21 protein-coding genes and 1 pseudogene are annotated in these 23,689 nt (G+C 48.2%); 3 read left to right on the top strand and 19 right to left on the bottom strand.

Annotated features, from left to right (window positions below):
• Positions 1–57: 57 nt before the first annotated feature.
• The 6 genes from C400_RS0107140 to C400_RS0107115 all read right to left on the bottom strand — a co-directional run bounded on the left by C400_RS0107140 (position 58) and on the right by C400_RS0107115 (position 5,386).
• Positions 58–543, bottom strand: coding sequence for a lasso peptide biosynthesis B2 protein (locus C400_RS0107140; protein ID WP_025364274.1), 486 nt, complete (start codon positions 541–543; stop codon positions 58–60).
• A gap of 1 nt (position 544) precedes the next feature.
• Positions 545–847 carry a lasso peptide biosynthesis PqqD family chaperone gene (locus tag C400_RS0107135; RefSeq protein WP_017426480.1) on the bottom strand — a complete coding sequence of 101 codons (303 nt, stop codon included), beginning with the start codon at positions 845–847 and terminating at the stop codon, positions 545–547.
• Complete coding sequence (locus C400_RS0107130) at positions 834–1,889, bottom strand: dephospho-CoA kinase (RefSeq protein WP_025364273.1); 1,056 nt, start codon at positions 1,887–1,889, stop codon at positions 834–836. Before C400_RS0107130 ends, C400_RS0107135 begins: the two co-directional genes overlap by 14 nt.
• Positions 1,890–2,017: 128 nt before the next feature.
• Complete coding sequence (locus C400_RS26625; protein WP_013369856.1) at positions 2,018–2,146, bottom strand: paeninodin family lasso peptide; 129 nt, start codon at positions 2,144–2,146, stop codon at positions 2,018–2,020.
• A 53-nt stretch (positions 2,147–2,199) separates the two neighbouring features.
• Positions 2,200–4,125, bottom strand: a complete 1,926-nt coding sequence (locus C400_RS0107120; RefSeq protein ID WP_017426478.1) for an asparagine synthase-related protein — start codon at positions 4,123–4,125, stop codon at positions 2,200–2,202.
• Positions 4,100–5,386, bottom strand: coding sequence for a sulfotransferase family protein (locus C400_RS0107115; protein WP_017426477.1), 1,287 nt, complete (start codon positions 5,384–5,386; stop codon positions 4,100–4,102). The genes C400_RS0107120 and C400_RS0107115 overlap by 26 nt, the downstream gene beginning before the upstream one ends.
• 212 nt (positions 5,387–5,598) lie before the next feature.
• Here C400_RS0107115 and ligD point away from each other — a divergent pair, with 212 nt between their 5' ends.
• Entirely contained in the window at positions 5,599–6,501 is a 903-nt protein-coding gene (gene ligD, locus C400_RS0107110) for a non-homologous end-joining DNA ligase (RefSeq protein WP_017426476.1), read from the top strand.
• Positions 6,502–6,569: 68 nt separating this feature from the next.
• Here ligD and C400_RS0107105 read toward each other — a convergent pair whose 3' ends face one another.
• Positions 6,570–7,514 (bottom strand): YitT family protein, encoded by a 945-nt coding sequence (locus tag C400_RS0107105; protein WP_013369852.1) that lies wholly within the window; start codon positions 7,512–7,514, stop codon positions 6,570–6,572.
• A gap of 194 nt (positions 7,515–7,708) precedes the next feature.
• Positions 7,709–9,139, bottom strand: coding sequence for a cardiolipin synthase (cls, locus tag C400_RS0107100; RefSeq protein ID WP_017426475.1), 1,431 nt, complete (start codon positions 9,137–9,139; stop codon positions 7,709–7,711).
• A 122-nt stretch (positions 9,140–9,261) separates the two neighbouring features.
• On the opposite strand from cls, the gene C400_RS0107095 reads away from it, so the two are divergent.
• Both C400_RS0107095 and C400_RS0107090 read left to right on the top strand, forming a co-directional pair.
• A complete protein-coding gene (locus tag C400_RS0107095; RefSeq protein ID WP_017426474.1) occupies positions 9,262–10,293 on the top strand; it encodes a M23 family metallopeptidase in 1,032 nt (343 codons plus the stop codon).
• Between the two features lie 45 nt (positions 10,294–10,338).
• The gene (locus C400_RS0107090; protein WP_016821227.1) at positions 10,339–10,800 is read left to right on the top strand and encodes a bactofilin family protein; all 462 of its coding nucleotides are present in this window, start codon (positions 10,339–10,341) and stop codon (positions 10,798–10,800) included.
• A 39-nt stretch (positions 10,801–10,839) separates the two neighbouring features.
• On the opposite strand, the gene C400_RS0107085 is transcribed toward C400_RS0107090, so the two are convergent.
• The 11 genes and pseudogenes from C400_RS0107085 to C400_RS0107035 all read right to left on the bottom strand — a co-directional run bounded on the left by C400_RS0107085 (position 10,840) and on the right by C400_RS0107035 (position 23,578).
• Positions 10,840–11,925 carry an AI-2E family transporter gene (locus tag C400_RS0107085; RefSeq protein ID WP_017426473.1) on the bottom strand — a complete coding sequence of 362 codons (1,086 nt, stop codon included), beginning with the start codon at positions 11,923–11,925 and terminating at the stop codon, positions 10,840–10,842.
• 260 nt (positions 11,926–12,185) lie between these two features.
• Positions 12,186–12,968 carry an ABC transporter permease gene (locus C400_RS0107080; RefSeq protein ID WP_017426472.1) on the bottom strand — a complete coding sequence of 261 codons (783 nt, stop codon included), beginning with the start codon at positions 12,966–12,968 and terminating at the stop codon, positions 12,186–12,188.
• Positions 12,961–13,883: pseudogene (locus C400_RS0107075) on the bottom strand (ABC transporter ATP-binding protein). The gene C400_RS0107080 and the pseudogene C400_RS0107075 overlap by 8 nt, the downstream one beginning before the upstream one ends.
• Before the next feature lie 115 nt (positions 13,884–13,998).
• Entirely contained in the window at positions 13,999–14,496 is a 498-nt protein-coding gene (locus C400_RS0107070; protein ID WP_013369844.1) for a hypothetical protein, read from the bottom strand.
• 118 nt (positions 14,497–14,614) lie between these two features.
• Positions 14,615–15,592, bottom strand: a complete 978-nt coding sequence (locus C400_RS0107065; RefSeq protein WP_017426471.1) for an LCP family glycopolymer transferase — start codon at positions 15,590–15,592, stop codon at positions 14,615–14,617.
• 13 nt (positions 15,593–15,605) lie between these two features.
• Positions 15,606–16,946, bottom strand: a complete 1,341-nt coding sequence (locus C400_RS0107060) for a UDP-glucose dehydrogenase family protein (RefSeq protein WP_017426470.1) — start codon at positions 16,944–16,946, stop codon at positions 15,606–15,608.
• A 52-nt stretch (positions 16,947–16,998) separates the two neighbouring features.
• Positions 16,999–17,808, bottom strand: a complete 810-nt coding sequence (locus C400_RS0107055; protein WP_017426469.1) for a WecB/TagA/CpsF family glycosyltransferase — start codon at positions 17,806–17,808, stop codon at positions 16,999–17,001.
• Positions 17,786–19,027 carry a glycosyltransferase family 4 protein gene (locus C400_RS0107050; RefSeq protein WP_017426468.1) on the bottom strand — a complete coding sequence of 414 codons (1,242 nt, stop codon included), beginning with the start codon at positions 19,025–19,027 and terminating at the stop codon, positions 17,786–17,788. Before C400_RS0107050 ends, C400_RS0107055 begins: the two co-directional genes overlap by 23 nt.
• Positions 19,024–20,238 (bottom strand): glycosyltransferase family 4 protein, encoded by a 1,215-nt coding sequence (locus C400_RS0107045; protein WP_017426467.1) that lies wholly within the window; start codon positions 20,236–20,238, stop codon positions 19,024–19,026. The genes C400_RS0107050 and C400_RS0107045 overlap by 4 nt, the downstream gene beginning before the upstream one ends.
• Before the next feature lie 741 nt (positions 20,239–20,979).
• Positions 20,980–22,248 (bottom strand): zf-TFIIB domain-containing protein, encoded by a 1,269-nt coding sequence (locus tag C400_RS0107040; RefSeq protein WP_017426466.1) that lies wholly within the window; start codon positions 22,246–22,248, stop codon positions 20,980–20,982.
• Entirely contained in the window at positions 22,235–23,578 is a 1,344-nt protein-coding gene (locus C400_RS0107035; protein ID WP_017426465.1) for a flippase, read from the bottom strand. The genes C400_RS0107040 and C400_RS0107035 overlap by 14 nt, the downstream gene beginning before the upstream one ends.
• Positions 23,579–23,689: the final 111 nt, after the last annotated feature.

Below are 23,689 nucleotides of genomic sequence, written 5' to 3'. Positions count from 1 at the left end.
GGATTCTTCTCCTTCGATTCTTTGAACGTTCTTTGTTCCTTTTATATCGCACTAAAACTAAAACAGAGAACTGCCTTTATCCGCTGTCCTCGTATTTGTAGCTGTCCCAGCACGTCTCCCGAATATTCCCACCACGGTAAACGCTCCCATCTCCCGTTCTCCCGTAACATAGATCGGCCCACTCCGTACCCATGCATGTGCTGCCAATTGTCCCGCAGCATTTTTGGCTGTGCCCAGATACAGTGTACAGTCCAGTTTTCTGCGTACCAGCAACGTCATAGCGGCAGCGGCTTGTACAAGACAGCTACTGCGCCAAGGAGTATAACGGCTGGCTACATCCACAGCTTGTGAAATGTGACGGATAGACTTCTCCTGCCCGACCTCGCACTGCCAAGAAGTTTCTTCCATACATGTCCCCCAAGCCCCTGAGTAATCTCCAAAAGAACGACGCTGGCGAAATCTCGCGCATCCCAGCTCCAGCCAGGCTTCCGGCAACAATCTCCTGACCTCTGGAGACAAGAGAAGAAGCCGTTGTATCCGCATGTTAGTCCAACTCCCGTAGGAGCCTCAGCAATCCTTCCCGCTCCAATTCAGCTACAAAGGTATGCACCTGCTGTCTGCACTGTTCCTCGTCCACTTCATATTCATTCGTCAGGACAGTTACAATATCTTCAATTGAAGGGCTGAATTCTGCCAATTCCCAAATCCGTCCTCCTGTGAAGCCCAAATTATAATACTTTCCCGTATGAATACTCATCATCACTTTTTCTCCGTCCATATCACTTACATAGACCTCTTCACCATACGTGATGCGATAATGATCCTTAGCTGGATTAATGGCTGCCATAACTCTTTTCCTCCTTATGAATGAGTTCAAGTACGCGTTGTACAACCTCGGACGCCGTAAAAAAGGAGCTATCCCTCAGCAGCCGCCAGCCTTCCACTTTCCGAGCCATCCGGGCCGCTGTATCAAAATACCATTCACCCAAACCCATTCGCGAAATGATCGCCCTACGATATGTATGCTGTAGTAATGTATGCAAGCACTCCAGTTTGTTCAAGGGCTGTTCCGTAACCACCACTGGCTCCCCTTCACGCATCGACTCACGGTTGGGAGAATCGCTCACAAGCTCGAATACACCGCTCAGGGGAAGCGGATCGTTATAAAATTCGTCCACAGCAGGCACGGCATATTTATTGAGCTCACCTGCAATCCTACGCAAATCTTGGTATTGTGCCCTTACAGGATTACCGTCAGTTAGGGAAAGAACATGCTTTCTTTGCCGTACATGCTTGTTCTCCCGTAATGCCTCCAATTGAAGCAAGCTTTCCAGTCCCAGCTTCTGCTGCGGATATGCCGGATATACGATGGCTGCGGAAGCTGTCACGTTTATAGCAATCACATCATCACTGATCATCTGATAGCCAGCCTGTCTAAAGGCAGCAGCCAGCGTCGATTTTCCCGTGCCGGATTCACCTACAAATGCATAGACCCGACCTCCGATGACGACCGCACTTCCGTGAATAGGTAAAACCCGTTTTTGTAACAGTAGAACACCCATGCATGTGCCCAGTACAAACAACCGCACGGTGTCAGGATCAGCCCCAGGCAACATACTTACCTCGATTTCCTTGCCTCCCCTGATGGCATAAATGGCCGTGTCCGGTATTAGGAACATAAAGCGTTCACCCTGCATTACAAAATTGGCCTGCTCCAGTTGGTCCCTCCATGCTGACAGATCAACCTGCCGGATGACCACATCCTCTACCAATCCCGGTTCTGCTGGGATCAGCTCAGGCAGAGTCAGCTCACTGGCAATCCTGAGTCCAAAGGCTGTATATTTCACCCAACTGTTATGGGCACTCCTGTCATGCGCGATAGGACTCACTCCCTGTTCTTAAAATTCCGTCTTTATTTCTTCCGGTCCAACCTAACCCGAATGAAATAAAGACGGCTCGTGATCAGTAAGCTATCTGGATCTCAGCCCAACATCGGCTCATGTATAATTATCTTCCGTTAGCTCGGATTATACAGATCGGCATCATGGTCTGACACCCAATCAATCTGTTTCCAGCCTTTACCCGCCATAGTCTGGTTAATATCCAGCACCTCAATCGTCGGTTCCTGCCATTCTTTTTTACTCATCTCATCACCTCCCCTCCCACGAATGGCACACCGTCTGATCGGTTAGATCCAAATCAGTTCAAACCACAGAGAAAACGGTACACGATCAGGCTGTGCATGAATAGTCGTATATTCGGATCGGATGCCTGGTCCGGACGGGGATGTCGGTATTTCGCCATAGCCGTCTTAATGTAGTCCATATTGAGATATTCGGCAGCTCGTAAATCATGACACATCACTTGCAGCTCTCCCATAAACGTGTCCCAGCAAGGAAGCATACGATGTAGCCAATCCGCAGGCTGTACGCCGCGTACTCGCTGGTTCAGCCGAACATCATCGGGGAGATGATCACGCATAGCTTTACGAATGAGGGCACGGTCCCGGCCATTTTGTACATATTGTTCAAAAGGTACCGATAAGCAAAAGCGAATGACACGGCTGTCTCCGGTTGGATCACGTTCCCACAGGCCATAACGAAGTGAAAGTTTGGTCGCCATGACACCATTTTTGTTGGCAATCGCCAAATTTGAAAACTTCTCTTTTCTTGTCTGATCGGCATTTTTTCTCCAGCCAGTTCCACTCAATACGGGAATATCTTCTACATTCATCCGCTTGGCAAACTCCGGATGAATCAGTGAAGGAATCGGACTTTGCTTGCCACGTCCCCACCATGTGCGAGCGTCAAGTGAGGTGGCTTTTTTCAACATCACGGGCAGTAAATGAGACATACGACTGCCTGTAAGCTTGCTATACCGCCTCACTCCCTGCCAAGATTGCAGCCAATGCAAACGGCGAAACTGACGGGCATAATAGTCCAGTGCAGGCCCCCACGATACGGTAAAATTGCCCCGTGCCCCAGTCAACAGAACTCCGACATTATGTTCCTGTGCTTTCTCATAAAAACCTCTAATCCAGAAGGAGTTTTCAAAATATTTGTAGGGAGCCTCCATCAACTCCAGCCACATATCAATTTCAGAAAACGGACTTTTCCCCTCAAAATCCATATAATTTTCACGAATGTTGCCCACATAGCGAGCCGTGGACTGAATATAGCTGCGTTCGTTCGCCAGCAATGTAGGCGGTGTCCAATCTGTAAAATCTTGAACAGGTACATAGCTGTAGGCATGTAGCGGCTTGTGTTGTAAGTGCAGCGCTGGTGCGGCAAAGCTGGCAACCGCTCCGGAATCCAATCCCCCACTCAGGGCAGCCCCTACAGCGCGATGCGTCCGTAATCGGGCAGTTACCGCCTGGGAGAATACCTCGCGGAAAGCTTCTATGTATTCGCCGCATGTTTTGAGCCGCAACGGCTCTACCTCATCCAGACATGCATATTTACAGAGCGATTGCTTTCCCTCTTCCATAGTGAACCAATGTGCAGGAGGTAGCTGGTTGATATGCTTGTAGGCGGTTGTCCCGATATCGACGGATTCCTGCATTGCACGGATAGATAAGAATTCGGCCAGCCATGGTTCATGCAGTTCTTTTCGCAGAGAGGACAGAACCAATAGCGGAGCGACTACCGTGCTAAACGCAAATCCTCCGTCATGTTGGTAGGTATACAGCGTACGATTGCCTGTCATATCTCTAGCACCATATAACCGATGTTTCTTAGCATCCCAAATGACAAAGGCAAAATCACCTATCAGATAACCTGCTGCATCAACACCCCATTTGTCGTATGCCAGTAAAATCAGCTCGCTGTCCGTGATATCTATCCGCCGCCTCTGCTCAACTGCTAGTCGTTCAAACAGCTCAGAACGGTTGTCAATGATCGCATCGGCCGTGATGGCCAAATCTCTTAGCTCATCATAAAAGGGAAGATGCTCATGAACAGATTCGGGGGTCACATGCTGGGCATGACATCCCAAAAAAATGGAACCTTCACACCAAGTGCACACGCGGTCAGCGGGATATTTTTGCAGAGTTTGCATCATTCTCTCGCCTTCTTCAGCATATACAGACTCATGCCCAAATCTATAGATTCCGGCAATTGCACTCACGTTCTCCCTCCTTTTCTTTTCCGATACTTGATAATACTTCAGACGCCCAGCGCCCGAACTTACGGGCCAATAAATGGGACCGGAATCCTTGGCTTGGGCGCTGATAGCTTTGGAGCTTCGCGATCAGCCGGTTCCGTTCCTCAAAGCTATGTGCCAGTCTGTTTTCCAGTGATTGAATTCGTCGATCACTCACGATCTGTGCCATATCCATCCTTGCCGGGTTGTGAGGTGCAGCATGACAGGTTGCATTTGTCATGAATTCTTTGTTATCTGCATCCTGTTCTTCCAGCATCCGATAAGCTGTCTTCCATTCAAAGCCACTTTGTTGGAGGAACTGGTGTGTACGCCGACTCAACAGCTCTATATCAGGGTCATCCTCAAAGCGGACTCCCGTCAACTGCTCAGCCTGTTCCAGCGCTTCTCCGTAACCAAGCTGCCTAAACAAGCGAGCTCCAATACTTCTGCAATACAGTTCAATTTCCATTGTACTCAACAGATGTTGCCAACTATGTACCGAATTCTGATGCGCCTGTTCATGCTCCATAACAAACGGATCACCCGCTCCCATGCTATAAAAAAGATTGGATTGGGGCGTATCCGCGAAGTTCCCGTACCTTTCCATCCCCGGCTCATAATGGATCTCCAGAAAATGACACAGCTTCTCAATCTCCATCCTTGGATTGGCTACGAGCTGTTCATACATCAGCGGGTATGCAAGTGGATGAGGTGTGGCAAAATAATGAGCATAACGGAACAAACCAACCGTAATATCTGTCATCTTCATATTAAAATGCGGACTTCCCAGTTCCTTCAACAGGTGAAAGTTCCCATTTCGGAGCTGATTGACCTTTTTAAACGAGGCCACGATGGACAAAGGATTGCGGATAAGCCACACTCGACGGGCAGCCGGGAACAAACGGTCTACAAATTCAAGCACTGTATAGTAACGCGGTGATTTGTCGATAAGCATATCAGCGGTCGTCCCTTGAAGCAGGCCATTATATATTTCAAGTGCATACGAACGAGCGGCCTGCTCCAATACATGTGGAGGGACCATACCTTTAAAAAATTGCCGGAGTATTCCTGTTCCTCCATATGGCCGTGCATGTGACTGAGGAAGATCATATAAACTGAGCAGAAACCACATTTCCTGCGTGGCAAACAGACGGGAATGGTTTTGCAAAATGGCAGTTAGCAGCGAGCTTCCACTTCGAGGGACACTCAACAGAAATACTAGCTTTCCGCCCTGCTTTTCAATCAAGCACGCTCCTCCTCTACCTCTGCTCAAGACGTTTTAATAGATACATATCGTATTTTTATTATAATTTATGATACATAATGTATCTTGTCAATCCCTTTGATGGATAAATTCTGTGCTGCACGCTCATGTTAAACCTTATGTAGATGTAGAAATGCTGCCAGTTGTCTGTAAATAATGATCTTGCTGCATGTTAACCAAAGGAGCATAGCACTATGGGACGAGCTGTTAAAGGTACGATTACGATTGAAGGTCATGAAATTGCGATCACAAACCCGGATAAACCGCTGTGGCCCGAAGCAGGTGTAACTAAGGCGCTATATCTTCGCAAGCTTGCGGTATTGGCCCCCTACCTGCTCAAATATTGTCATCAGCGTCTATTGACTGTCATCCGTTGGCCACATGGTATCCATGGAGATTTTTTTTATCAGAAAAATGCCCCACATCCTCGGCCAGACTATATTGAAACCGCTCTGCATGATGGCATTGAGTATATCGTGCTTGGCAAGCTGCCCCAACTACTCTGGCTCGGTAATCAAGCTGCGTTGGAATTTCATCCCTCTCTGCACAGAACAGGAAGCCAACTGCCCTGTGAATGGATGATTGATCTGGATCCATCCAGAGAAGTTGAGCCACGTATTATGGAGGCCGCCTCCATTGTAGGCGAAGTATTGGCTTCGCTTGGGTTGGACTCTGTCCCCAAAACCTCCGGGGCCACAGGTGTACAAATTATCGTCCCGATCCGTACAGGCATCACCTTTGACGAGCTACGCAGCATCGGACTGTTGGTTGGACAATTTGTGACGGAAAAGCACCCGAATCTGTTCACACTGGAACGGTTAAAGAAGGATCGTGGAACAGCCATCTATTTTGATTACTTGCAGCATTATCAGGGAAAAACCCTAGCCGCTCCTTATACTCCTCGGGCACGTCCCGGTGCTACGGTCTCGACTCCGCTAACCTGGGAAGAGGTACGGCAAGATGTGTCACCACTTGATTACCATTTGCTAAATATTGAGGAACGGTTAAACCAGGTAGGCGACTTGATCGACAAGGTGCCTCCCCAGCCCGTAGAGGACCTCCTCAAACATATGCGCTCCAAAACACACCCAACCTGATCCATGCTTTGAAGCACAAAAAAGGGGACGAACCCCGCAGCCATAGGCTGAGAAATTGTCCCCTTGCGCTAGTGTATTCCCTTTTTCTTAAAACGTCCGCCCTTCACATCGTGAATATTACCAATTGCAATGAAGGCGTGCGGGTCCCAATCCTCAACGATGCTCTTGAGTTTCGCTTCCTCCAGTCGGGTAATGACGACGAAAATCACTTTTTTGCTCTCGCCTGTAAAGCCGCCTTCACCTTCCAAGTAAGTTACACCCCGTCCAAGACGATCCGTCAGAGCATCTCCGATATCACGGTATTTATCACTAATAATCCAGACCGATTTGGACTGATCCAGACCCTCAATTGTAATATCAATCATTTTCATAGCAATATAATAAGCAATCATGGAATACAGGGCATTCGGCCAACCGAATACAAAACCCGCACTTCCCAGAATGAAAATATTAACGAACAATACGATCTCACCGACCGAAAAAGGAGTTTTTTCGCTGACGAGAATAGCCACGATCTCTGTCCCATCCAGCGAGCCGCCGGACCGAATCACAAGACCCACTCCCACGCCGAGAATGACACCCCCGAAGATAGCGCCAAGCAGCGGTTCCCCAGGCGTCAATGCACTTACATTGTGAAGTAACGCAGTTCCGATGGACATAACGACGATGCCGAATAATGTGGATAAAGCGAAGGTTTTACCGATTTGTTTGTAGCCGATAAGTAAAAATGGAAGGTTCAACAGGGTCAGGAAAATACCGAGCGGATAACCAGTAATCTTGGAGGCCATAATGGAAATACCTGTAACGCCGCCGTCAATAACGCCGTTAGGAACCAAGAATATTTCCAATCCCACGGCCATCAGCGCTGCACCAACCACAATCATGGCTGCACGCTGCAATAAGCGTTTTACTTTGTTCTTTGGATTAGCTGGAATTTTGCTGATCTTGGTCAACTCTCCGGTTACATCTGTGATCTCAGACAGATTTTGGACTTCCTTGCTCACTACACTCATATATAAATCCCCCCGTTACAGTATGGTATATTGGACCGAAAAAGGGGCTGCTCTCCGCAGTCCCCTCTCCTTTACGGCGCTTAGTTATGTGATTAGTATATCATAAAACTGTGATTTTGCGCAAAAAAGTTAGCAAAGAGCACATAAATCACAATAAAGCGGGATTATATTGATAAAAACGGCGAAAACCGCCTCTAAAGGAGGGGAGAGAGCATGCGAGTTAGAATTTCAGCTATTTTTTGAGATCGAGGGCGTCTGCGGAACACGTTCAAATCTATTTTGGAAGAGTTGGAAATGTCCTCTACAAAATCTGCCGAAAGCCGTTCCAACGCCGAAGTTGCAAAAAGTACAGCGGTCAACTCAAAATTATAGAAAAAACTACGCATGTCCATATTGGCGGTCCCAACCGAGCCGAGCAAATCGTCCACAATCACCACTTTAGCGTGAATAAATCCTTTTCGATATTGGTAGAACTCCACTCCTGCCTCCAGCAGTTCTTGCACATAGGACAGTGACGCCAGGTGGACCAGTTTCGAATCTGATTGGTAGGGAATAATAATTTTCACATCTATGCCGCTGACGGCCGCCAGCTTCAGTGCCTCATAAATTCCCGGATCGGGAATAAAATACGGCGTCGTTATCCAAATCCGCTTTTTGGCAACCGTAAGCGCTCCAAAGCACAATTCCTGAATCGTATCCCATACCTGATCGGGCCCACTGCTCAAAATCTGTACTTCCTCATCCCCTGTGCAGGTATGTGGAGGAAATAAATTCACGTCCATTAGCCTCTCTCCCGAAGCCAGCTTCCAATCGCTAAGAAACACATTTTGCAGAAAATAAACGCCATCTCCTTCAATCTGCAAATGCGTATCCCTCCAAAATCCCACTTTGGGGTACTTTCCGAGATAATCGTCGCCTACATTGATTCCCCCCACAAATCCGATCGTGCCATCCACCACCACGATTTTCCGGTGATTGCGATAGTTAATCCGGCGGTCCAGCGTGGCGAAAAACGGCGGTAGAAAATAATGAAATTCGATCCCAGCCTCATTACAAGTGCGAATAAACGAATAAGGTAAATGGTAGCTCCCTACGCCGTCCACAATGAATCGTACCTTAACTCCCTCGCGTGCCTTACGGATCATGACTTCCTGAAATTTTTTTCCGATTTCGTCTGCCCGAAATATGTAAAACTCCACATGGATATGATGTTGTGCCTGTTCCATCGCTTTCAGCATGGCGTCGAAAGTCTCTTCCCCGTTCGTCAGCACACGTGTACGGTTGCAGCCAGTCAACGGGTTTTCCGACATACGAATTAACTGGTTAAACAGACGCTCCTGATGCTTGAAATGGGGATTGTGCATTTGCTCTACATTTTCAATCACCTTGGTTTGCGCCCACAGATGTTCACGGAATTCACGAAATAGCTGCGATCCTGCTTTACGAACCACTTTGCGCTTCTGGTAATCCTGAGCAACAAAATAGTACACCACAAAACCAATAAGCGGGAAGCAAAACAAAATAAAGAGCCAGGCTACCGCTTTGGACGGCTTGCGAAATTCAAAGAGCAGAATCGTCCCGGTCTGAAAAATAAAAATAATTAAAACCAACAGCAACCACAGCATGTCTAAGCCTCCTTATATATCTACGTTTTATACAAAGCTCCAATTTTTTTGACATGTTTGCCTCTTAAGCTGAATAGATAGTAACCAAGCACTATAGGAGCGATGTCCGGAAAGGAGCGATTATGAAAAAAGGAAGCCTAAATCGCCGGATGACCCTGCTTGTCATTCGGGATGCACAGCAACCGCCCAAGCAGCTACAATGCTCCGCAGCCGCTGTCATTCTCGTCCCGACCCTTGTGATCGCATCAATCTCTACGCTCGTGATCGGGCTGCAAATCCGTTCTTCCCATATTATTTCCCAAATGGAAACCAATCTTGCTGTCCAGAGTTTGCAGATGGAGGTCACGGTAGCAGACAAAGACGCAGCCATTGGGCGACTGCGGCAGGAAGTCATGGAGCTGACGAATCAAGCCACCAGTATTCGCGAACGTCTCCAGCGTGTAACAGAGCTGGAACAGCAAATGCAGCAATTCATTCGTAAACACGGAAATTCCTCCAGCGCAAGCAGCAATAAATCAACCATCACCCCCCTCTCCTGGGATGCTTCCGGCCATACCGGCGGTGAATTGATCGCAGTGCATGAAAATACAGCTCTTCTAGCCCGCCAGGCCATGGATGATTTTCAGGAAATAGAAGCTCTGCTGGACACAGTGGAGCGCACGGTTCCGCGCTCTATTCAACAGGCAAACGCCGTACAGCAGAACCTGGAGCGCCAACAAGCCGCGCAGCTGCTCCAGACCCGAAGACTGGCACTTGCTGAACAAGGCAGGCCCTCCATTTGGCCTGTTGGTTCGCGGCGCATGACCTCCAGTTTCGGCTATCGCAGCGACCCATTTACAGGGAAATCCGCTTTTCACTCAGGCGTGGACATTGCCGGTCAATCCGGTGATCCTGTCTATGCAGCAGGGGCAGGCACTGTGCTGGAGGCCGCTTCCAGCGGAGCTCGCGGCAAGTGCATCATCATTCAGCATCCTGACGGACTCCAAAGCTGGTATATGCACCTAAGCGGTATGCAGGTGGCTCCGGGGGACCGTGTTCACAAAGGACAGACCATTGGCCTGCTGGGAAGTACCGGGAGAAGCACAGGACCTCATCTTCATTTTCAGATCGTCAAGCATAACCAACCTGTCGATCCATTGCTGTATGTACAATAAGGTTTTTGCAAAATACCGACAATAAAGGATTGGAGGAAAACGATCATGTTCAAGGAATCCAAAAAAAAGCTCTCCACCCCGGCGACGGATACACTGCTCGCGAACGGCACCAGCTTTGAAGGTACGATTGAGGCAGAGGCCAACATTCGCATTGACGGTCATTTTCAGGGCGATATCTACAGCACTCGCACTGTCGTCATTGGAGAATCAGCAGTTGTACGTTCGGACATTATTGCACGGGACGTCATTCTTGCCGGCAAGGTATTCGGCAGCATCACCACAGAAGGACGGCTGACCATTACATCGACAGGCGAACTGTACGGAAATACGGCGACCCCTACATTGGTCATTTCTGAAGGCGGCGTACTGAACGGCACAAGTCAAATGAACCAAACTATGGATGCAGAGTCGCCAGCTGCTATAGATAAATCAGAGGATGAAAATCAATCCAGTTTCAGCCAAGACATAGAGGACAGCCAAGCCTCCCTACAACCTGAAGCGGGATAGGGCCGGCTTATACTCCTATATATCCAGTACATCCTCCAATCACTCCATAATATCCTCCACTCTGCGTTCCAAAAATAAATGGTACACCTTGCGTATGACGATTTTGCCGCACATATATAATGGAATAACCAAAATGATACCCAAGATCCCGAGCAGGTCGCCACCAACTAGCAATAAAATGACGACAGTCAACGGATGAATGTCCAGCTGCTTGCCAAAGACAATCGGCGACAGCCAATTATCCTGAATTTGCTGTGCAACGATCACCACCACCAGCGACCAGAGCGCCATGGAAGGCGATTCGAGAAATCCAATGATAACCACAGGTATAGAAGCAGCTACTGCCCCCACATAGGGAATAAAATTAAGGAAAATCGAAATAACGGCAAGCAGCAAGGCATAAGGCAAACCAATAATCAAAAATCCAAAGAACATCATCAAGCCCAACGCGACATTGATCAGCACTCGACTGACGATAAAGCTGCTGAGCGCACTATCAATATCCTCCATAACTTCCAGCGCGTCCTTATGATACTTTTTAGGAAAGAAGTTAAGCATTTTGGGACCAAACTTGCTCCCTTCCTTCAACATGTAATAGAGCAATATGGGAAAGGTAGCCAATACGATAAAAAAGTAGGATACGAACGATACCAGCTTTACCGAGTAATCTGACAGCGTTGAAAAAGCTTCGTTTAACGTATCTGACAGTTGTGACAGCGGGTCTTCACCCGGAGGCAGTACTTGTCTCAAGGATTGATTATGCCGCCATTGGCTCAATTGATCAACCAGACTTTTAATAAGCTTCGGCGCGTTCTCAAATAAATTGGTTACCTGATCACGGAGCGTAGGCCACACTCCCCATGAGAAGAGGAACAGTAACACGCCAATAACCAAATAAATCAGCAATATGGAAATTGATCGTTTGATTTTTCTCCGTTCCATGACATCTACGATCGGTCTCAATAAATAATAGAGGAAAAAAGATAGCATCAACGGTACAACCAGCAAGCTGACCAAGGATACAAGAGGACTGAATATAAAGCTTACTTTGGTGCCCAAGTAAATGATGAGCAATAGCATGACGATTCCTAAAGTCAGGCGAAAAAAACGATTATTTTGCAGCATATCATACGCCCCCCTGTTCTGTTTCTCTCTACTTCTTTAAACGCAAACCGACCCTATTGATTGATTCTTGCTGAAAATAGATTACAATATACCCACACTTACAGAATATGTAGCAAAAATGACATAGATACTGAATAAAACAGTGCCAACATAGCAAAAAAGGAAGTCCAAATGGCTAGGCATTGGACTTCCTTTTTGTGATCTCAGCATTTTGCCAAAATCCTCGTGTTATTCAATCACACATGCTAAGAGATACGTGTTTAGGTTGAAACATCGCGTTTTATGAAAACCACCCAGGCAATGGCGATAAAAACCACATAATAAGCGGCCAGCACGGTGAGCGAAAAGGTTAGATCGGAAGTTACTGTACCCGGCGGCATATCTAGATATTTTTTCAGATCCATATGCGTAAAGAGTACGTATTGGGTCCATTCAAAACGATCTGTGCTGAACAAACCAATCGAGTTATACACTGTTTTGGTGAACATCATAAACAAAGACAAACCAATCGCCAAAGCGCTCGAACGAAACACCGCGGATAACATAAATGCAAAAGCCATGGTCACGAATAGGGCGATATAGCTATACAAAAAGTTCAGCGTTACGTAAGATACCGGATCACTGAACAGCGGAACAGAGCCCGCTGGTGCGTCCTTCGATAACATCAGCCAGGAGGACAGCGTAACCATCAAAACCAAAACGATCGTTCCGAGCAAGCTGAACAAAATCACCGATATATACTTGGACAACAGAATTTTGCTGCGAGTCCAAGGGCGAATGAGCAGTAGCTTAATCGTTCCCCATGTAAATTCACCAGCCACCGAATCAGCAGCTACAATGACCGTAAACGTCGTATTGAGGAAAAATGTAAATAACGTTGTCAATGCGATGCCATCCCACACACTGACCTGATCGGAAACCAGAGAAATCAGCATCGGAATCACAGCGGTGATGACTGCCAGCAGCCCCAGCATGATCCATGTGCGCACACGCAAGTAGATTTTGAGATTTTCATTATGTACCAGCTTGAAGAAATCAGCCAATGGACCCGCCTCCCGTCACTTCCAAAAATTGATCTTCCAACGTACGGGCAACCGGGCTAATGGCGTACACCTTGACTCCATTTGCAGCCAGCAGACTGTTCATCTCTGCAATCTGTTCCCGCTCCAGGTGAAGCAGTAGTTGATTGCCTTCGACGCGCCCTGCTCCAGCAAGCGTATAAGCTTGCTCGGCATCATTGACTTCAAAAGCAATTTCCGCCGTCTGCACTTCTCCCTCTGTATTCTTCAACTGCTTGATATCTACCAACCGCCCGCTTTGAATAATGGCCACGCGGTCGCACATCAGCTCCATTTCGGACAACAAATGACTCGATACAAACACCGTAATTCCTTCCGTACGGGTTAATTGACGCAAATAATCCCGCAGTTCACGAATACCCTGCGGGTCCAAGCCATTGGTCGGCTCATCCAGCACGAGCAGCTTCGGACGATGCAAAATCGCCTGAGCTACTCCGAGTCGCTGTCGCATCCCGAGCGAGTAGGTTTTGACTTTATCGTGAATTCGGTTTCCGAGTCCCACCAGACGAATCGCTTCATCTATACGCTCTTGGGTCACCCCTGGAGACATGCGCGCAAAATGCTGCAAATTTTGATAGCCTGTCAGAAACTTGTACATCTCCGGGTTCTCAACAATCGCACCGACATGGGAAACAGCCTTTTCAAAATCGGTATTGATGCTGTCTCCGCAAATATGAATATCACCCTTGCTGATCGAAATCAGGCCAACCATCATACGAATGGTGGTCGTTTTTTTCCCGCACCGTTGGGTCCGAGAAAACCAAATACCTGTCCGGCCGGAACCTCCAGTGTCAGATTGTCCACGATCGCTTTTGAGGAAATGATTTTACTCACACCCTCCATACGTATGACGGGAACCTGCCCTGTCGCTTGCTGCATGCTATGAAACTCCTTCCATCCGGAGTGAAGCTGTCATCCATTTTACTGTACATTTCCGGTTTTGGAAGTATTATACCATATTTATCCTTTCAGAAACACCTTTGGGAACATCATATCACGTCTGTTCCTTTTCCTTGTATATCCAAAGCACCCTCCACTCCTCATCTTCCTGCGTCACATAACAAGGCTGTACGATATCAAAATTACCGAATCGGGTCTTGTAATGCTGAGTGACCGTAATACGGTAAACCTTCCCTAAATCTTCCCCATTTGGATCGGTACGAATGTCATATTCAGCCTGCGGCTCCCCCAGTTCAAACGTAAACGTATCCGTCCCCATATCCTGCATAAAAACGTGCGCACGCTGCTGTACATACGTGGACTTCTCGAATTTCTTCTTCATTTGTGAATGAAAAAGCTCCCAGGAGCCGCCAAAATTCCCCGATTGCTCCATTGTGTAGAACTCGTTCAGCGCTTCTACGGCTTGATCCCCTTCCCCCGTAGACATCACCCCACGCAGACCCATCCACAGCAGCCATAGCAATCCACATAGGATTGCAAAATACAGTAGCTTACGGACGAACGCCGAAGCCGCTCTCCTTCTAAGCAGCACATATGTCCCTCCCTCTGTTGGACTATACCGAATACTCTACAGATGTATGTAGGACAAGGTGAGTTTAGAAGAGAATAACAGGTCCTCCCTATAGGACATTCGCCTGCATAAGGGATGTCTAAGGCGATGCAGAAGTGGTGACCAAATGTTTCTCCAGCACTCCATGGATACGTTGGCGTTCCTGCTCATCTACGATGTAATAATACACGCCGTTGATTTTGCTCCCATGTCCCTTCACCTCAACGGTATCCATCTGCTTAAGGGACGGGCCGATCCGGGTCAGAAAGGTCGTCATATCATCAAAGGTAATGTCTGTGCGAATCTGCTCCCCCGCTGCCTCCAGTATCGGTTTTACTCGCAACAGCCCTTCCTTGCTGATGGACTGGGCAAGAATTTGCTTGAGCAGCTCTCGCTGGCGAGCATTTCTCCCGAGATCTCCACGCGGATCATCAAATCGCATACGGGCATAGGCCAATGCTTCTGCTCCGTTCAAGTTCAAATTCCCCTGCGCAAAATGATGCCCCTCATACTGAAAATCAAGTGAATTGTAGACCTCCACTCCCCCCACAAGATCCACCATTTTCGCAAACCCTTCCATATTCATTTGTACATAGTAATCTATCGGATGGTTCAAAAAATGCTCTACCGTACGGATCGACATATCCACGCCCCCAAAAGCAAACGCGTGATTGATTTTGTCCTCACGCCCTCTACCGATCAACTCTGTTCGTGTATCACGCGGAATGTTGAACATTAACATCGAACCCTTGGCGGGATTCATAGATAGAACGATCATCGTATCGGATCGTCCTGGATCGTGCGGTCGCCGATCTACACCCAGCACCAGCACGGTGAACGGCTTAAACTGAGAGATGGCTGCCGGATTGGGTGTACTTGTTCCAGTGTTTGTTCCTGCGGAGCGCCCTGCTCCGCCTGTCGCAAGGGTAGAGACCACTCCGGGCTGCACGATGCTGCGCGGATGATACATCGCATCAGCCGCTGTTTTAAAGGAATGATACACATAGACGGTATAGGCAGCACCTCCTACAACCAACAACGCCACAGTCCCCAATGTCATCTTCAGCCATCGTTTCATAGTCAGCCTCCCTTTACGGATTCACTACAGACTGATGACGATCTATATCCAGATTGTTCATCTGTGGTCTGCCAACAGAATAGTATGCAAAGGCAGATTGTCTAATTTGTTCTTCCCTATACACATTGCGCCCGTCAATCATAATGGGATACTTCATCAGCTCATTCAGTTCACCCAGTCCGACCTCACCAAACTCCTCCCATTCCGTCAAAAGACACAATGCATCGCATCCTTCTGCTGCTTCCCGCGCGCTATCGGCCCACTTTATTTCCGGGCTGTCCAGCAATCGGCGGAAGTTAGCAGTAGCAATCGGGTCATATGCACGAATATGCGCCCCTGCCTCCAACAGCGACTGCATAATATCCAGTGCCGGGGCATCTCTTACATCATCTGTGTTCGGTTTAAATGCCAGCCCCCATATGCCAATCGTAGCTCCTTCCAGCTCACCCAGTGCCTCTTTCAGCTTGCGAATCACGTTAAAACGTTGTCCCTGATTCACCTCCACCACGGATTTCAGCAGCTTAAATTCATAGTCCACGTTGCCTGCAATTTGAATTAAAGCCTGCGTATCCTTGGGAAAACACGAACCCCCATAGCCGATGCCAGCAGACAAAAAGGAGGAACCGATCCGCTGATCCAGCCCCATACCGTGTGCCACGCGTGTAACGTCTGCACCCACCTTTTCACAAATATTTGCAATCTCATTAATAAACGAAATTTTGGTCGCCAAAAAAGCATTCGACGCGTACTTGATCATCTCGGCCGAATGGATATCCGTGGTTAAGATATTCGTGGTCAGCGGCTCATGCAGAGTAGTTAGTACTGCGGATACATGCGGATCGGAAGCTCCAATGACGATTCGATCTGGCTGTAGGGTATCCATGACCGCCGAGCCTTCTCGTAAAAATTCAGGAACCGAAGCAACACCAAAAGGATAGTTCGTGCGACTAGCAATCCAATTTTGAATACGCTCGTTCGTTCCGACAGGCACCGTGCTTTTGGTAACAATGATCTTGTAGCCATTCATGGCATCTGCCACCTCGCACGCTGCTTCTTCAATATAGGACAAGTTGGCTTCCCCGCTCGGCAATGAAGGCGTACCCACCGCCAAAATAACAATTTCAGCTGCCTGCACTGAAGCTGCGGTATCTGTTGTAAAGCTTAGCCGGCCCTGCTCGACATTATCTTTAATTAGAGCCTTTAAGCCTGGTTCATAAATCGGTACTCCGCCTGCACGCAGCTGACGAATTTTGTCTTCATTCTGATCGATACAGACGACGGTATTGCCAAGCGCGGCAAAACAGACCCCTGACACCAGTCCGACATACCCGGCACCTATAACACATAGTTTCAAACCAATTCCCCCTTTTACATGCTGTCTTATTTCACTGTACTTTTGCCCCGCTTTACTTCTCTATGCCTCTCCCTGTATGCCGATTATGATAGAGCGTGAGCCTTTTATTATGTCGATAGGATTTGAGAAAACGATAGATATACATTGGATTGTTATAGGCATACCTCTTCCACAAACGCTTTGGCTCACAGATCAGACGGTACAGCCACTCCAGTCCCAGCCTTTGTATCATTAGCGGCGGCCTGCGAACCTTACCTGTAATATAGTCAAAGGCAGCCCCTACTCCAATCATCACGCCACGGATACGATCTTTGTTGCGATGCATCCAGATTTCCTGCTTCGGACAGCCCAGACTGACGAATATGATATGCGCACCTGAAGCATTGATTTCCTCAGTGATCCGTTTCTCCTCATCTGGCTGAAGTTCACGAAATGGCGGTGAAAAGCTGCCCGCGATACGAATTCCAGGGTAATCCTGTCCTATCCTGTCTTTTAAGCTATCCAGCGTATCCGGCGTACTGCCGTAAAAATATACGCTCACCTCCGTTTGTGGCGCACGTTCGCACAACTTGAGCATCAAACTGGGACCATCTACTCGATCCTGACGCTCGAACCCGTACAGCTTGAGTGCCCATACCAGTGGCATACCGTCTGGAGTACACAAATCAGCCTGAGTGAGCGCTTCGTGGAACTCGGGATGATTCCCGGCCGTGACAATGGAATGGGTGTTGCAAATACATACATAGCTGTCCTTTCGTCCGACTGCCCATCGTTCCAGCGTATGTACCGTCTCCTGAAACGTCAGCGCTGCAACATCTGTGCTCGCAATCCTTCCGACTCTATACTGGGGCAGCTGCTTCATAATCACATTCCTCCATGGCCTCGCTATATATCGCCAGCAGTTGCTTCACATTCACTTCTTCCGTATAGTGTGCTGCATAGTTTTCCGCCACTTTCTGTCTCATAGCTGCATAGTTCTCATAGGCTACTGCACGGCGAATCACGGTCTTTATATTTTCCAGATCATCATGTTGAAAATGGAAACCCGTCACTCCGTCCTCCACGACTTCCTCCAATGCGCCAATTCGGCTGCACAATACCGGCGTTCCCACGGAATAGGACTCTACAATCGTCATCGGAAAACCTTCATACCAAATGGAAGGCACCATCACATACATGGCTCGGCTCATACAATCCAGCACCGTGTCTCCATCCTGCTTGCCGAGAAACCGAATGTCTTCCTGCGAATAAGCAGCAGCCAGTTCAGCCTTTTGCGGACCATCGCCAATGATGACCAGTCTCAATCCACCTCGATCTTCCAGCTGTGACCAGGCTTGCAACAGATTGCGAACCCCTTTTTCAGCTGAAATCCGGCCCACGAACAACAAATAACGATCATTGGGGTCATACTTGGCTTTGACTGTTTGATGATGGATAAAATTCGGTTTTACTGCGATGCGATCCAGCGGAATGCCGCTTTCAGCAAATTTGTCCCGTGCAAACTCCGTCAGCGCAATATAGCGACTTACCTTGTGCTGCCATGTGCCGATCAGCTCGTTGAACTTAATCATCGCCGCCACCGGAATCGTCTGCAGCTGTGAGCCTCGGTAACATCCATGACGGATGGAGTGCAGCAGCGTGCCGTGCAGGCATTTTTCACAAACTTCATTCCCTCGCATAAAGGTTGCCGCCGGACAAATCAGCCTGTAATTATGCAGTGTCTGGACAACCGGAACCCCCAGCCGTTCACAGGCATGATAGACCGATGGGGATATGACCGGGAAAAAATTATGCACATGTACCACATCCGGTTTCACCCGCAAAAGCAGCTCTTTGATTCTTTTGAATTCTGGGAAGGACCAGGCTGCCTCTACCGCCAGCTTTGCCATGTTGGCCAATCCTTTGCTTTGAATGCTGTCGTTATACACATAGTAATGCTCCGTCTCTATTCCTCTGGAACGCAGCATAGCCGATTCCTGCTCGACAACCTTGTCTTCTCCCCCACTTTGCTGATAAAAGTTATGGATGATCAGTACTTTGCTTACAGGCGGGGTCTTTCGTCTGCTAACCTGTTGACTCACGTGGCCGCCCCACTTTCCTGTGTTGATTGCATAGCGTGATTGGAGCTTATGGGTTTGATCCGCTGCTGGCTTATGATTTCATCCGCAATCCGATCCCACGATATACGCTCGAGCGTAAGAAACGCTTGCTCGGCCAGACTTCGTCTAAGCCCAGCATCATCCAGCAATGTGCCTATACGACCAGCCCATTCCTCTTCCGAAAAGCTTCTCAGCATCACTCCGCTCACTCCGTCCTCAATCAAGGTAACCGAGCCACCGTTCACCGAAGAAATAATCGGGACACGGAACAGCATGCTTTCCAGCAGCACCATGCCAAAAATATCGTATTGGGTCGGAAACAGCATCACATCCGCTGCTCCGTAAATCTGCCACAGATGACGTTGCTCCACTCTTGGAAAATGTATAATACTATCCGTCAACCCCAGGTGCTCAGCATAAGCCCAATAACGATCCGTATCTATCTTTCGTCCATCCCCAACCATTAACAAAAGGCAGCCGGGATGCTTTTGGAGTACTCTTTTGAACGTATTCAGCATAAAACGTATATTTCTCCGTTCCTCCAGCACACCGACATACAGCAACACCGGGCGATTACCGATCCGACGCAGTTCATTCGCAACCTCACGGTTTTCCTCACGCTCTCCGTTTTGGTCGTCACTGTTGAATTCTCTCTCTACATTGCTGCGATCCAGTCCGACCCCAATCGTTATCACGTTGTCAAAGCCTTTATTCTCCAGATAGCGCTTGGCAAGATCGGATTTGACATAGGTTCGGCGTAGAGACTTTGTCACCTTAGGCAGCAGCATAACATCGTACAGTTTGCGGATCAGCGCATGCGTATTATCCCGGTATGGACCGTGATACAGCGCCAGCTTATCGGGACATTTGCGGGAAAGCAGGTAGGTCATGATCTGGTTGTATTCTGTAGTAATAACCAGATCATAAGCTGCCAGAAAAGAATCTTTGAGAACATCTCTGTAGATGCTGTTGCTTAAGAACTTGAAACCGTGCAGCCAGATAATGCGCAAGGTGCAGCCTGCGTGACGATAGACTTGTTCCAGATGGGTCTCCTTACGATCGTTGTAGTAAACAATATCGCAATCGTAACCTTTACGGACGAGCGCTTTGCCCAAGCCGACTTCCTGCAAATTGTATGAGGCTCCATTCACCTTGCTGGCAAAGTTGCGAAGATACAATATTTTTGGAATCATCATCAGTACTCCTGCCATTTCATATTGGGTGAGTTATGGCACGCGGGGGTTAGAGTCCGCTACGCGGATGGATCATTCTTCCGATCGCTGTTATCCCCGGATTTCATCTGATTTATATAAACCCTTTAAAGGGTAAAATCCGGGGATAAAGGCGAACGCTATCGCTTCTTCAGAACGATTCCATCCACTCCGCTGCTGACCGCCGTTTCCATAAAGTCACCCCATCTTAAAAAAGGGAATGCTGGGCATGAAGTGCCATCGCTGCGGATATACGCGTGCGAATGCATGCAGGGCGTTGACTTCGTCAAACGACTTGTAAGCTTGGCACGTTATGGCACGCTCACAAGCAAGCACGGCTATACTACTGCTAGGCTGACCAAGATGCCTTAATTAGGCTTGATTTTGCATGCCGTAAGCACTATTCATCAAACTCTTTCAGCTTGAGAGAGGACTATACAGAGCATTAATACACCGGCACACATGCCCGGCGTGAAGTTCGCGGCGATAGGACGAAGCTATCGCCAGGCGGCTCTTACCTCCCCCACCTTATGGCTGGGGAAATTCTTTTTGGTGACGGTGAAACGTAGCGGAGGGTAAGGATTTGAATCTGAAGAAGCGTTAGCGTTCGCCTCAAAGCTTTCCGAAGGAAAGCTCGCTTCGAAAGCATATTCCCCGTGGGATTCCGCCCGCTTACAGAGCTTATTTAATCTAGGGAATCCCTCGTCAACAGCGATCGGAAGATCAAATCCTTCCCGTAGCGGCCTTTCCCCTCCAACTTGAATGTTCCCCCTGCCGTTGTCTTTCCTCCATCATCTGCATATTAAAATGGTCTGCCCCTTTAAGCTGGGCGGCTGCCATATCCGCCACCAAGCTCACCCTCGATTCCATCGGTACAAAGCGATATTTGTAGGCTGTAAGCCGATGATCCGTTTCGTGAAATAAAATGTCCTGGGCATAATTGCCCCATCGGTCCTTAGGCATCAAATCAATCGTCATACCTGCATGTGCAGAAGGCAGCAGCATATTGGAGCCATGAATACCAATGACTAATTGGCTGGCTGCGTATACCTCGCATACCCGCTTTTCACTATCCCGATCGAAGCGTGAGACGCGCTCGTCAGCAATCCATGCTGGGAAGCTTCCCGTGCGCCCAAGTCCCGCAACTGTAAAGCAATGATCAGGGAAGCTTTCTCTCAGTCTGCGGAACAGTCCAATGATTTTGCTGCGTTGATGATAAATTAGCGGTTTTAGGCCACGTTTGAGTTGTGGAAATTTTTGCACTGCTCTGGCAATATGATGGCTGCCGCTCCACAAGCGGTCTTCCCTCCATACAAAGGTAATGCGTGGCTTCCGCTCACGTTCCTCGTCATAACGGGAGACCCCTGTAAATTGTTCAATCTCAAATTGGCTGGGATGTGAATATGCCGGACTGACATACACCTCATCAAAGCGCATCAATTCCTCAATCATCCGATGATGTAGCAGAGGATAAAAGTTTCGCGCCTTGTTGAACGGGACATCGACCGTCCAAATTTCTGACACATATGCCGGCACCATCCACTCCAGCGACTTTTGCACAATAACGATGATCCCCAGTTCCGGCGATTGCTCATATTCACGCTGAACATTAAGCAGCTTAAGCAACGCATGACCATATAAATAATCTATAGTGTTGATGATGATCACACGCGAAGAAGCTTTCTTTTTATGCACGGTCATACCAACTGCCAAATCATAGGAAGGATTCATCAACGATTGCCGCAGAGGCTCTCCGAGCCATTTTCTTGACTTCGCATTACCGGTCAGGATATAGTCAGGCATTTCTACACGATAAGGTGAATACGTCGCATGACCAACCCTCATGTCCTCGAGATATTCACGTCCGCAACCCTCACACTTAGTACTGACACATACGTGGATTCCCTGCCACAGCACCTCTCCAGCACGTAACGTGTCTCCACAATGCGGGCACTGTTCCTCATGCCGAACAAATGGTTTAATCGGTATCATGATTGTTCTCTCCAACTTTCGGTACTGTAATATGAACATGCCAGAAGGTCAGGATTGACTTCATCATCCAACCCAAATTGGCTTTGACTTCCTTAAACAACAAATCCAATAGAAATACAGATATCGTAAAGGACAAAATCGTCGCCACTAAGGACCCTCGGACACCAAGCCATGGGATCAGAGCGTAATTGAAAGCTATATTCGTAACCGCACCTATTATCGAGGTCAGCAGCGTGTATTTGAACAAATTTTCATTGGTGATAAACAAGCTTTTGGCGACACTAAAGTTGGTGAAAAATAGACGAATCGCAAACAGTGACAACAGCGAGCCTGCTTCAGCAAACTCTCTCCCATACAGCACAACGACTACCCATTGGGATAGAAAAAATAAGGGGACTGAGGTCACAAGAAAGCATATAAACATCAGCCGATACACGTTAGACAACGTCCGTCTGTATTCGTCGCTTCCTTTCTGCTTGGAACGCGTCACCACCGGGGCATAAGCTGTCGTTAGCACGACCGGGATAAAGCCCAGCACCTCGATGAGTCGGAGTGCAACGGAGTATTGCCCGACCGCTTCGTTTCCCAACAATTCTCCGATAATGACCTGATCAATTCGTGCCTGTACATATACAGCGGAGGAGGACAAAATAAGCGGCCAGCTGTGATTCATGATTCGCCGAGCAGTTGTGAAGCGGAACGTCCACTTGTTCACACGCCGCCCTTCCTTATGGAAGAAATACAGCAGCAGCAGGCTTCCCAGCAGAAACTCTCCATGAGCACACAACGCCACTGCCCAAACTGGAATACCGGACAATAATAGAATGATTTTGACGGTGGAACCGAGGACAAAGGCGGTATTCTTGGCAACAACCGTATATTTGGACAACATCTGCGCACGGAACCAGTAGTCGATAATATCAAACAACTGAAATACCGAGGCCGTAGCCAGGATCAGATTGATTAACCGTACTGAACTGTCTTCCGGTCTGAGCAGTGAAATAAAGGAATAGGACAGTACAATCGCTACCAGAGTACCTAACAACTTCAACAGAACCGCCGTACCCAATAGCTCGTGCTCATCCTTGGGGTGTTTGACAAGATCGCGTACTAATATAGAATCAAAGCCAAGGGTCGTGAAAATCAGGAACATCCCGAAAAAGGATTCCGCATAATTCCATTTTCCCAGTTCCTCTGGTCCCAACACTCTCGCCATGATGATGCTGACTGCCAGCCCGAACACCATACGAATCATTTTGTCACCGAATAGCCAGGATGTATTCACCAGCAAGCTTCTGCGCGGTTTGGCACGTTTCTTGACTAATGTCATAGGTTCTACTCCATCTTGAAAAATGACCTCAAACATTGCTTTATGATCTGTTGATCTGTCATACAGCTGAAATCATGTACAACGAAGAGACCCCCCGGCCAGGCGGGCGGC

Origin of the sequence: Paenibacillus sp. ICGEB2008 (assembly GCF_000307675.1) — a bacterium.
GTDB classification, from domain to species: Bacteria; Bacillota; Bacilli; order Paenibacillales; family Paenibacillaceae; genus Paenibacillus; species Paenibacillus polymyxa.
This window is presented reverse-complemented; position numbering and strand designations above follow the sequence as displayed.